Origin of the sequence: Micromonospora cremea, assembly GCF_900143515.1 — a bacterium.
Taxonomy (GTDB): Bacteria; Actinomycetota; Actinomycetes; order Mycobacteriales; family Micromonosporaceae; genus Micromonospora; species Micromonospora cremea.
In genome coordinates this window covers 1,176,750-1,188,412 of sequence record NZ_FSQT01000002.1, presented here as the reverse complement: position 1 = coordinate 1,188,412, position 11,663 = coordinate 1,176,750, and the positions used below count along the sequence as shown (strand labels likewise).

Annotated in this window: 8 protein-coding genes; 6 read left to right on the top strand and 2 right to left on the bottom strand. The window is 74.3% G+C overall.

Going from position 1 to position 11,663, the window contains the following annotated elements; genetic code table 11:
• Nucleotides 1–34: 34 nt before the first annotated feature.
• Complete coding sequence (gene dapD / locus BUS84_RS18805) at nucleotides 35–994, bottom strand: 2,3,4,5-tetrahydropyridine-2,6-dicarboxylate N-succinyltransferase (RefSeq protein WP_074314302.1); 960 nt, start codon at nucleotides 992–994, stop codon at nucleotides 35–37.
• A gap of 79 nt (nucleotides 995–1,073) precedes the next feature.
• Here dapD and dapE point away from each other — a divergent pair, with 79 nt between their 5' ends.
• A complete protein-coding gene (gene dapE, locus BUS84_RS18800) occupies nucleotides 1,074–2,147 on the top strand; it encodes a succinyl-diaminopimelate desuccinylase (RefSeq protein ID WP_074314300.1) in 1,074 nt (357 codons plus the stop codon).
• A 40-nt stretch (nucleotides 2,148–2,187) separates the two neighbouring features.
• Here dapE and BUS84_RS38295 read toward each other — a convergent pair whose 3' ends face one another.
• Nucleotides 2,188–2,352: a hypothetical protein gene (locus BUS84_RS38295; protein WP_159451048.1), complete on the bottom strand. Its 165-nt coding sequence runs from the start codon at nucleotides 2,350–2,352 to the stop codon at nucleotides 2,188–2,190.
• A gap of 155 nt (nucleotides 2,353–2,507) precedes the next feature.
• Here BUS84_RS38295 and BUS84_RS18795 point away from each other — a divergent pair, with 155 nt between their 5' ends.
• From BUS84_RS18795 to cspE, 5 genes are all read left to right on the top strand, one after another.
• Nucleotides 2,508–3,371 carry an LOG family protein gene (locus BUS84_RS18795; RefSeq protein ID WP_074314298.1) on the top strand — a complete coding sequence of 288 codons (864 nt, stop codon included), beginning with the start codon at nucleotides 2,508–2,510 and terminating at the stop codon, nucleotides 3,369–3,371.
• Nucleotides 3,371–3,916, top strand: a complete 546-nt coding sequence (locus BUS84_RS18790) for an LOG family protein (protein ID WP_074314296.1) — start codon at nucleotides 3,371–3,373, stop codon at nucleotides 3,914–3,916. The genes BUS84_RS18795 and BUS84_RS18790 overlap by 1 nt, the downstream gene beginning before the upstream one ends.
• A 166-nt stretch (nucleotides 3,917–4,082) precedes the next feature.
• A complete protein-coding gene (locus tag BUS84_RS18785; protein ID WP_143728458.1) occupies nucleotides 4,083–7,766 on the top strand; it encodes an ATP-dependent helicase in 3,684 nt (1,227 codons plus the stop codon).
• Nucleotides 7,767–7,776: 10 nt separating this feature from the next.
• On the top strand, nucleotides 7,777–11,154 hold the full coding sequence (locus BUS84_RS18775; RefSeq protein ID WP_074314292.1) for an ATP-dependent helicase: 3,378 nt from the start codon (nucleotides 7,777–7,779) through the stop codon (nucleotides 11,152–11,154).
• A 226-nt stretch (nucleotides 11,155–11,380) separates the two neighbouring features.
• Complete coding sequence (gene cspE, locus BUS84_RS18770) at nucleotides 11,381–11,584, top strand: transcription antiterminator/RNA stability regulator CspE (RefSeq protein WP_007464836.1); 204 nt, start codon at nucleotides 11,381–11,383, stop codon at nucleotides 11,582–11,584.
• Nucleotides 11,585–11,663: the final 79 nt, after the last annotated feature.

Sequence of the window (11,663 nt, the reverse complement as noted above, 5' to 3'; positions counted from 1 at the left end):
TCCGCGGCCGAGCGCCGCGGACCCGGCGGGGCCGTCAGTCGTTGGCGTGCAGGGCGGCGTTCAGCTCGATGCCCCGGCCGGTGCGCGGGCGGGCCTCCAGCGCGCCGGTCACCGAGTTGCGCCAGAACAGCAGGCCGTCGACGCCGGAGAGCTCGCGGGCCTTGACCACCCGGCCGTCCGGCAGAGTGATCTTCGAGGCGGCGGTGATGTAGCAGCCGGCCTCGACCACGCAGTCGTCGCCGAGTGAGATGCCGACGCCGGCGTTCGCGCCGATCAGGCTCCGCTCACCGATGCTCACCTTCTCGGTGCCGCCACCGGAGAGGGTGCCCATGATCGAGGCGCCGCCACCGACGTCGGAGCCGTCGCCGACCAGCACGCCCTGCACGATCCGACCCTCCACCATCGAGGTGCCCACCGTGCCGGCGTTGAAGTTGACGAAGCCCTCGTGCATCACCGTGGTGCCGGCGGCCAGGTGTGCGCCGAGCCGGACCCGGTCCGCGTCGGCGATCCGTACACCGGCGGGCACCACGTAGTCGGTCATCCGGGGGAACTTGTCCACCCCGTACACCGCCAGGTGGCGGCCGGCGGCCCGCTCGATCACCCGCAGCTCGTCGACCCGCTCCGGCGGGCACGGCCCGGCGGAGGTCCACGCCACGTTGGCCAGCTTGCCGAAGATGCCGTCCAGGTTGAGCTGGTTGGGCCGGACCAGGCGGTGCGAGAGCAGGTGCAGCCGGAGGTACGCGTCCGGGGCGTCCTTGATCGGGTCGTCCAGCGAGCCGATCACGGTGACCACCTGGACGGTACGCAGACCGGGCAGCGACCGGTCGCCGAGCGCGGCCGGCGGCAGGTCGAGCACGTCGGTCTCGTCCTCACCGGCGACCAGCGGCAGCTCACCCAGGCCCAGCTTGCCGGTCGGGTACCAGGTGTCGAGCACCTGCTCGTCGGCCGTGACGGTGGCCAGGCCGATGCCCCAGGCCGAATCTGCGGACGTCACTGTTGCACCTCTCGGTCGGGGCTGCGAAGGCCGCAAGCTCACTCCTCGCGCTGACAGACCTGAAGGTACCGTGCGAACCATGGAGAACCCGCTGACCCCCGAGGTCCTCGCCGATCCGGTGGCGCTGACCCGCGCTCTGGTAGACATCGAGTCCGTGTCCCTCAACGAGAAGGCGATCGCCGACTGCGTTGAAGAGGTGCTGCGGGGCGTACCGCACCTGACCACCCACCGGCACGGCAACACGGTGATGGCGCGCACCGACCTGGGCCGCTCGCAGCGCGTCGTGCTGGCCGGGCACCTGGACACGGTGCCGCTGAACAACAACTTCCCGTCGACCATGCGCGGCGACCTGATGTACGGCTGCGGCACCTCGGACATGAAGTCCGGCGTGGCGTACGCGTTGCACCTCGCCGTGACCCTGCCCGAGCCGCGCTACGACGTGACGTACTTCTTCTACGAGGCCGAGGAGATCGAGTCCCGGTACAACGGGCTGAACCTGGTCGCGCAGGCGTACCCGGAGTGGCTGGAGGCGGACTTCGCCGTCCTGCTGGAGCCGACGTACGGCATCGTCGAGGCGGGCTGCCAGGGCACCATGCGGTCGGTGGTCACCACCACCGGCGTACGGGCCCACTCGGCGCGCTCCTGGCACGGGGTCAACGCCATCCACGCCGCCGGCGAGGTGCTCCGGCGGCTCCAGACGTACGAGGCGCGCCGGGTCACCATCGACGGCTGCGACTACCGCGAGGGCATGAACGCGGTGCGGATCCACGGCGGGGTGGCCGGCAACGTGGTTCCGGACCGGTGTGAGATCGAGGTCAACTACCGGTTCGCTCCGGACCGCACCCCCGCGGAGGCGGAGGCGCATCTGCGGGAGGTCTTCGCGGGTTTCGAGCTGGCCGTGACCGACGTGGCGGCCGGTGCCCTGCCCGGGCTGGAGGCGGCCCCGGCGAAGGAGTTCCTGGCGGCGGTCGGCGCGGCGCCGATCGGCAAGCTGGGCTGGACGGACGTGGCCCGGTTCGCGGCCATGGGCATCCCCGCGCTGAACTTCGGCCCGGGCGACCCCAACCTGGCCCACCATCCGGACGAGCACGTCGAGATCACCAAGATCCGCGACGGCGCCGCGACCCTGCACCGCTGGCTGGCCCCAGCCTGACCCCGATCCCGCCCCCGTGCCGGTGATCAAGAGGTTTGCGTCAGCCGGGCCCGTTGTCGGCGACGCAAACCTCTTGATCAGCTCCGGACGGGGTGAGGGGGAGGGGTTCGTCCAGTTGGCGGGTGCGGCGGCGCTCGGCCACCACGTCTCGGATCCGTCGCTGCATCTGGCGACGGATCCGGATCATCTCGCTGTTGCTGATCACGCTGTCTCCTCCCCCGAAGGCGCGCGCCGGGGCATACCCGGTATGTGAATAGTAAGACGTACGAGCGAGCCGAATAGTTGCCCAAGATCTCGAACTATTTCTCGGCGTCCGCGCCCCGCACCCCCGACAGCTGCCGCTCCACTACGGTTGCTCCCATGAGCCAGAGCAACGGGCGGGAGGCGGGCCGCGGTCCCGGACAGGAGCGGCATCGGGGCGCGGTGACGCTGCGCCGGGGGGCGATCCCGAGCAGCACCGCCGACCAGCGGCTGCTGGACTCGCAAGGGCGGGGTGACTGGAAGACCAGGGACGCCTGGCGGGCGCTGCGCATCCTCTCCGAGTTCGTCGAGGGCTTCGACACGCTCGCCGACCTGCCGCCGGCGGTCTGCGTCTTCGGCTCCGCGCGCAGCGGCCCGGACACCGTCGAGTGCCGCCTGGCCGAGCAGCTGGGCGGCGCGCTGGCCCGGGCCGGCTACGCGGTGATCACCGGTGGTGGGCCGGGGGTGATGGAGGCCGCCAACCGGGGGGCCAGTGAGGCCGGCGGGCTCTCCGTCGGGCTCGGCATCGAGCTCCCGTTCGAGCAGGGCATCAACGAATGGGTCGACCTGGCCATCGACTTCCGCTACTTCTTCGCCCGCAAGACGATGTTCGTCAAGTACGCGCAGGCGTTCGTGGTGCTGCCCGGCGGGTTCGGCACCATGGACGAGCTGTTCGAGGCGCTCACCCTGGTGCAGACCGGCAAGGTCACCCGGTTCCCGGTGGTGCTGATGGGGGTCGCCTACTGGCAGGGGCTGCTCGACTGGATGCGCGACACGATGGCCACAGGTGGAAAGATCGGGCCCGTCGACCTGGAGCTGATCTGCCTCACCGACGACGTCAACGCGGCGGTCCGGCACATCATCGAGGCCGAGGCGACGCTCTCCGCCGAGCAGGAGGCGGTCCGCGACGAGGCCGTCGCCCGTACCGGTGCCGACCAGCGGGCCGCCGCGGAGCAAGCGGCCGACCAGCCGCGGGAGAGCTGATGGCGGCTATCTGCGTCTTCTGCGCCTCCTCCCGTACCCTCGACCAGCGCTGGCTGGACCTGGCCGCCGAGACCGGCGCGGAGCTGGCCCGGCGCGGGCACACTCTGGTCAGCGGCGGCGGCTGCGTCGGCATGATGGGCGCGCTGGCGGACGGCGCCCGGGCTGCCGGTGGCCGCACCCTGGGCGTCATCCCGCAGGCGCTGGTGGACCTGGAGGTCGCCGACCTGGCCTCGGATGAGCTGCTGGTGACCGACTCGATGGCCACCCGTAAGACCCTGATGATCGACAAGTCGGACGCGTTCCTGACGCTCCCCGGCGGGCTGGGCACCCTGGACGAGCTGTTCGAGGTCTGGACCACCGCCACCCTCACCCTGCACACCAAGCCGATGGTGCTGATCGACACCGACGGTTTCTACCGGCCGCTGCTGGACTGGCTCGGCACGCTCGCCGACCAGCATTTCCTCAAGCCGGCCGGCCTCCAGCTCCTCACCGTGGCCAACTCCATCCCCACCGCCCTGGACGCCCTGGAATCCCACCTAACCTGACCCCCCGCCCCCCACCCCACCCCACCCAGTCGATCATGAAGTTAGCGGCGCAGCCGTCGGCGTGTCGCGCCGCTAACTTCATGATCGACGGAGCTGGTGGGGTGGGGTGGGCCGGGTGGGGGTTGGGGGTGGGTGGGGTGTCGTATGGGCGTGATGGGATGAGCTGATGCAGGCGTACCGGTTGGTGCGGCGGTCCGGAGGGCCGGCGCGGGGGGACGGGGGCGTGCCTGCCGACGGCACCGTGCCCGCCGGTAGCGGCGCGGCTGAGGGCGGCACCGTGCCTGCCGGTGGGGCTGCGCTGTCCGCCCCCAGCGGGGCGGACAGTCGGGACGGGCACGAGCGGGCAGCCGGGCCCGGTGCCGGGGGAGCCGGCCGACGGGTCGATCCGGTGCAGGCCGAGGTGGTCGGGCACACCGACGGGCCGATGCTGGTGCTCGGCGGGCCGGGCACCGGCAAGACCAGCACCCTGGTCGAGGCGGTCGCCGCCCGGGTGACCGAGGGGGTCGACCCCGAACGGATCCTGGTGCTGACCTTCGGCCGTCGAGGCGCTACCGCACTACGCCAGCGCATCGAGGCCCGGGTGGCGCAGGACGGCCACCGGGTGCTGCGTGAGCCCCTGGTGCGCACCTTCCCGGCGTACGCCTTCGGGCTGCTCCGCCGCGCCGCCGCCGAACGTGGCGAGCCGTCACCCCGGCTGCTCACCGGCCCCGAGCAGGATCTGATCATTCGCGAGCTGCTGGACGTGGTGGGCGAGGAGCCCGAGGACGACCCGGTCGGCTGGCCGACGGATCTCCGGCCGGCCCTGCGGACCCGAGCCTTCGCCGGCCAACTGCGCGACCTGCTCATGCGTGCCGCCGAGCGTGGCATCGGCCCGGCCGACCTGGCCCGGCTCGGCGAGAAGCTCGGCCGCGCCGACTGGCCGGCCGCCGCGCGCTTCCTGCGGGAGTACGTCGCGGTGCTCGCGCTGCGCGACGTCAGCAACCGGGGCTCGATCGCGTACGACCCGGCCGAGCTGGTCCGGGCGGCGACCGGGTTGCTGCGCGACGACGAGGAGCTGCTGGCCGCCGAGCGCCGCCGGCTCGCCCACGTGTACGTCGACGAACTGGCCGACACCGACCCCGCCCAGCTCGAACTGCTCTCGGTGATCGCCGGCGGCGGCAAGCCGCTGGTCGCCTTCGCCGACCCGGATTCCTCCACGTACGCCTTCCGCGGCGCCGACCCGGCCGGGGTGAGCACCTTCCCGCACCGGTTCCGGACCGCCTCGGGGGCGCCGGCCGCGCAGGTGCTGTTGACCACGTCCTACCGGGCCGGGCCGGGCCTGCTCGCGGCGATCGCCCGGCTGAGCCGCCGACTGCGGGGTCCGGCGGCGCACCGCCGGCTGCACCCGCTGCCGGATGCGCCGGCCGGCGTCGCCGAGGTGCACACGTTCCGCTCGGCGACCAGCGAGGCCGCCTGGCTGGCGCACGCGCTGCGCTCCGCGCACCTGCTCGACGGCGTGCCCTGGTCGCGGATGGCGGTGCTGGTGCGGTCGACCGCGTTGCAGCTGCCCACCCTGCAACGGGCGCTGCACGCTGCCGGCGTACCCACCGTGGTGCACGGCGAGGACCTGCCGCTGCACCTGCAACCGGCGGTGGCCCCGCTGCTGCTCCTGCTGCGCTGCGCGCTGGAGCCGGACCGCCTGGACGAGGAGGCGGCGGTCGCGCTGCTGCACTCGCCGCTGGGCGGGGCGGACCCGCTGGCCGAGCGGCGGCTGCGGCAGGGCCTGCGCGCTCTGGCACTGTCCGGCGGAGACCGTCGCCCGTCCGGGGAGCTGATCGTCGAGGCGTTGCGTGACCCGGCCGAGTTGGCCGGCATCGAGCGGCGGTGGGCGGAGCCGGCGCAGGCGGTGGCCGAGCTGCTGGCCACCGCCCGCGCGGCCGCCGCCCGGCTTGGCGCGACCGCCGAGGACGTGCTCTGGGCCGTCTGGCACGCCAGTGGGCTGGCCGAACGCTGGGCCGGCGCGATCGGCCAGGGGCGACCGGCGGCCGGCGAGGGCGACCTGGCCCGGCGGCGGCGGGCCGAGGCGGCCGACCGGGATCTGGACGCCGTGCTGGTGCTCTTCGACGCGGCGGCCCGGTTCACCGACCGGCTTCCCGGCGCCCGCGCCGAGGTCTTCCTCGACCATGTGCTCGGTCAGGACCTGCCGGCGGACACCATCGCCCCGACCGCCGACCGGGGTGCGGCCGTCCGGCTGCTCACCGCGCACGCCGCGAAGGGCCTGGAGTGGGACCTGGTCGCGGTGGCCGGTGTGCAGGAGGGCATCTGGCCGGACCTGCGCCTGCGCGGCAGCCTGCTCGGCTCGGAGCGACTGGTCGACGTGCTGGCCGGTCGGTCCGTCGGCGGCGCCACCGTGGCGAACGTGGTGGGTCAGACCTCGGCGTTGCTGGACGAGGAACGCCGGCTCTTCCACGTCGCCGTCAGCCGCGCCCGACACCGGCTGCTGGTCACCGCCGTGGCGTCGGCCGCGGTGGGCGGCGACGATCACGAGGAGCAGCCGAGCCGGTTCCTGCACGAGCTGGGTCCCACCGCGCCGCCCACCCCGCCGGGCGGCGCCGGGCCGGTCGGCCCGTCCGGTCCGCCCGGTCCGCGCACCGGCCCGCCGACCAGTGGTCCCGCAGGCGACGGCGATCCGAACCCGGACGCCGGCGACGGCACCCTTGACGCGCACAGCGGCAACGGCGCGCCGAACGCGCACAGCGGCAACGGCGCCCCCGCGGCCGCGGCTACCGGCGTCGGCGGTGAGATCGCTGGGGAGGACGGCGACGGGGAGCCGGACCGGCCCGGCGCGCTGCCGGTCACCCGGTCACCCCGGGCGCTCACCCTGCCGGCGCTGGTCGCCGAGCTGCGTACCGCAATCACCGACCCGGCCGCGCCGGCGTTCCGGCAGCGTGCCGCGGCGGCCGAGCTCGCCCGGCTCGCCGCCGCCGGTGTGCCCGGCGCGCATCCGGACGACTGGTGGGGGCTGCGGGCGCTCTCCGACGACCGGCCGCTGGTCGATGACGGCGAGCCGGTGCGGGTCACCCCGTCGGCGATGGAGAGCGCGTTGCGGTGCAGCCTGCGCTGGCTGCTGGAACGGCACGGCGGCAGCGGTCCGGCCAGCACCGCCCAGGGCGTGGGCAACCTGGTGCACGCCGCCGCGATGCTCGCCGAGGACGCCAGCGCCGACCGGGGCGCTCTGCTCGACTACGTGGCCGCCCGGTTCGACGCGATCGAGTTGGCCGCCCGGTGGATGGCCGGCCCGGAGCGGGAGCGCGCCGAGGCGATGGTCGACAAGTTGCTGCGCTGGCTGGCCACCAACCCGCGCCGGCTGCTCGCCATCGAGCACGAGTTCGCGGTCCGCCTGGACGACCCGCACCGGCCGGTCGACCTGACCGGCCGGGTCGACCGGCTGGAGGTCGACGAGGACGGGCGGCTGGTGGTGATCGACCTGAAGACGGGCAAGTCCACCGCCGTCACCGGCACCGATCTGGCCGAGCATCCGCAGCTCGGCGCGTACCAGGCGGCGGTGGAGGCGGGGGCGTTCGCCGAGTTCGGCGAGGAGTCCGGGGGTGCCGCGCTGGTGCAGCTCGGCACCTCCGCCAAGGACGCCAGGGAGCAGAACCAGCCGGCGGTCGGCGAGGGTCCGGCGGCTGGCTGGGCGACGGCGCTGGTCCGGCGGACCGCCGATACGATGGCCGCTGCCACCTTCGCCGCGGTGGCCAACTCGAAGTGCCGGGTCTGCCCGGTGCGCACCAGCTGCCCGGTCTCCGGGCAGGGGCGCCAGGTCGTCGAGCCGCCGACCACCCGGAGCAGCCGTGAGGGCGAGGAGTGAGCGTAGCCCCGTGACCCAGCCCGCTCTGTTCGGCGCCGGTCCGGCGCCGGCGCCCCGACTGGCCGACGCCGGCCCCCGGTACACCCCGGTGGAGCTGGCCAAGCTGCTGCGGCTGCCGGCGCCCACCCGGGAGCAGGCAGCGATCATCGCCGCCCCGGTGGAGCCGCTGCTGGTCGTCGCCGGGGCCGGGTCCGGCAAGACCGAGACGATGGCCGCGCGGGTGGTCTGGCTGGTGGCCAACTCGTACGTGCGGCCGGAGCAGATCCTCGGGCTGACCTTCACCCGTAAGGCGGCCGGCGAGCTGGCCCACCGGGTACGAACCCGGCTCGACCAGCTGATCCGCCGGCTCGGCCGGCAGGGCCGGGACCCGCTGGACGACCCGCTCGCCGGCGAGCCCACCGTCTCCACGTACCACTCGTACGCCGGGCGGATCGTCACCGAGCACGGGTTGCGGGCCGGCTACGAGCCGTCCACCCGGCTGCTCACCGAGGCCTCCCGCTGGCAGCTGGTCGACCTGCTGGTGCGCAACTACGACGGCGACATGTCCGAGGTGGACCGGATGCCGAGCACCATCACCGACGCGGTGCTGGCCCTCGCCGGGGAGCTGGACGAGCACCTGGTCGCCCCGGACGAGTTGGCCGCCTGGACCGGGCGGTTCTTCGCCGAGGTGCAGTCCCGGCCGGGCCGGGTCTACGCCGACGTGCGCAAGGCGCTCGCCCTCCAGCAGACCCGGCTGCGGCTGTTGCCGCTGGTGCGGGCGTACGCCCGGCGCAAGGCGGACTTCGAGGCGATGGACTTCGCGGACCAGCTCGCCCGGGCGGCCCGGGTGGCCCGGGACCACCCGGGGGTCGGCGAGATCGAGCGGGACCGCTACCGGGTGGTGCTGCTGGACGAGTACCAGGACACCAGCCACGCCCAGGTGGTGCTGCTCAACGCGCTGTTCGGCGGCGGGCATCCGGTGACCGCGGTGGGTGACCCGTGCCAGTCGATCTACGGCTGGCGGGGGGCCAGCGCCGGCACCCTGGACCGGTTCCCCGCCGAGTTCGCCCGGGCCGGCGGCCGGCCGGCCGAGGCGCTCGGGCTCACCACCAGCTGGCGCAACCGCCCGGAGATCCTCCGGGTGGCGAACGCGCTGTCCACCCCGCTGCGCGCGGCCGGCGCCCGGGTGCCGGAGCTGCGCTCCGCGCTGACCGTCCGGGACCCGATCCCGCACCGCAGTCCCGGTGGGGCGGCCGGCGGCACGGTGCATTGCGCCCTGCTGCCGACGTACGCCGACGAGGCGGGCTGGATCGCGGACAGCGTGCTCGCCGCCTGGCGCGGCGCGGCGCGGATGCCCGGCGCGGTGCCCGAGCACATTCCGGTGGCGCAGCGGCCGACGACGGCCGTGCTGGTCCGGGTTCGCAGCCAGATCCCGGCGATCGAGTCGGCGCTGCGCGAGCGCGGCCTTCCGGTCGAGGTGGTCGGGCTGGGCGGCCTGCTGGACACCCCCGAGGTACGCGACGTGGTCTGCACGCTGCGGGTGCTGGCCGACCCGACCGACGGGGCGGCGCTGCTGCGGTTGCTCACCGGCGCCCGCTGGCGGATCGGGCCGCGCGATCTGGTGGCACTGCACCGGCGGGCCCGGTCCATCGCCAACGCCCGGCGACAGGTGGCCGCCGACGACACCTCGGAGATCAGCCCCGACCTGCTGGACGAGGCGACCCTGGTGGAGGCGCTGGCCGACCTCGGCCCGGCGCAGGCGTACTCGGCGGAGGGCTTCGCGCGGCTGCGCGCGTACGGCCGGGAGCTGGCGCTGCTGCGCTACCGGCTGGACCAGTCGCTACCGGACCTGATCGCGGACATCGAGCGGACCATCGGCCTGGACGTGGAGGTCGCGGTGCGGGCCGGCCGGGACGGCGCCGGCGACGCCGGCCTGGCCCGGGGGCACCTGGACGCCCTCGGTGACGTGGCGGCCCGGTTCAGCGGGGAGACCCCGGGTGCGACGCTCGCCGGCTTCCTGTCCTACCTGGCCGCCGCCGAGGATGAGGAGCGCGGGCTCGCCCCGGGCGAGGTCGAGGTGGTGGAGGGCGCGGTGCAGGTGGTCACCGGTCACTCCGCCAAGGGCCTGGAGTGGGACGTGGTGGCGGTGGCGGGCTTGAGTCGAGGGCTGTGGCCCGGGCCGGTGCGCAACTCCGACCACTGGCTGGGCGGGCTGGGGGTGCTGCCGTTCCCGCTGCGCGGCGACGCCGACGGGTTGCCCGAGCTGGCGCTCGACGAGGCGGCGGACCAGCGGGCCGTGGCCCGGGCGGTGACCGACTTCACCGACGCCTGGCGGGCCCACGACGAGCGGGAGGAGCGGCGGCTGACGTACGTGGCCGTCACCCGGCCGCGCCGCCTGCTGCTCTGCTCCGGTTACTGGTGGGGGGAGGGGACCAAGCGCCCGCGCGGGCCGTCGGTCTTCCTGCGCGAGGTGTACGACGCCTGCCTGGACGGCGGCCCGGGGCACCTGGTCGACGCGTGGGCGCCGGAACCGACCCCGGATGCGACCAACCCGACCGCCGAGGTGGTGCTCCGCGCGGAGTGGCCGGCCGACCCGCTGGGCGGCCGCCGGCCGGCGCTGGCCGAGGCGGCCGCGCTGGTTCGCCGCCTGATGACCGACGGCCCGGCCGAGGTGGTGGTCGGCGGTGGACCGGTCGAGCCGGAGGTCGATCCGGAGGTGGCGCGCTGGCGGCGCGAGGCGGACCTGCTGCTGGCCGAGCGGGCGGAGTTGACCCGGCTCTCCGGCGCGGTCGAGGTGGCCCTGCCCGGGCAGCTGAGCGTCACCCAGTTGGTCGCGTTGCGCCGTGATCCGGCGGCGCTGGCCCGCGCGTTGCGCCGCCCGGTGCCCACCGAGCCCAACCCGTACGCCCGCCGCGGCACCGCCTTCCACGCCTGGCTGGAACAGCGCTTCGGCGCCGACCGGCTGCTCGACGTGGACGAGCTGCCCGGCGCCGCCGACGCGGACGCCGCGCCGGACGAGGCGCTCGTCGAGCTTCAGGAGCGCTTCCTGGCCAGCGAGTGGGCCGATCGGGTGCCGGTGGAGGTGGAGGTGCCCTTCGCCACGGTGATCGCCGGGGTGGTGGTGCGGGGGCGGATGGACGCGGTCTTCGCCCGGCCGGGCGGCCGGTTCGACGTGGTGGACTGGAAGACCGGGGCGCAACCCACCGGCCCGGCGGCGGAGGTGGCCGCGGTGCAGTTGGCCGTCTATCGGCTGGCCTGGGCGGAGCTGGCCGGCGTGCCGGTCGACCGGGTGGGAGCGGCGTTCCACTACGTCCGGCACGGGGTGACGGTTCGCCCCGCCGACCTGCTGGACGTGACCGGGCTCACGGCCCTGATCGCCAAGTTGCCCGAAGATTCCGTCCAACATTGACCACGGCGCGAAAATCCGTGGTAGGTTGAACGGGTTGCAGTTTTGGTTACCAGAGACTCTGTGTGCGCCTGGCGGGATTGTGGCCCCAGGCGCTCTTTGTTGTGTCCGGAGTTCTCCGGGCGGGGCGACCAGAAGCGACAGGCGATTCGCGCATTCCCGCGCGGAGCGCTCCTCTTCGGGCTCGCAACAAGTGCGAGTCCGACGTTCCGTCAAGGAGACGAAACACATGGCTATTGGCACCGTGAAGTGGTTCAACGCTGACAAGGGCTTCGGCTTCATCACCCCGGACGGCGGCGGCGCTGACGTCTTCGCCCACTTCTCGGCGATCCAGTCCTCCGGCTACCGGAGCCTGGACGAGAACCAGCGGGTCGAGTTCGAGGTGACCCAGGGCCAGAAGGGCCCGCAGGCGGAGAACATCCGCCCGCTCTGATCTTCGGATCGGCCAGCATTACCTGTCGCGCCCTCCGGGCGCGGCGGTGACGGGACCGGCCCGCCCCGTCGTCGACCTG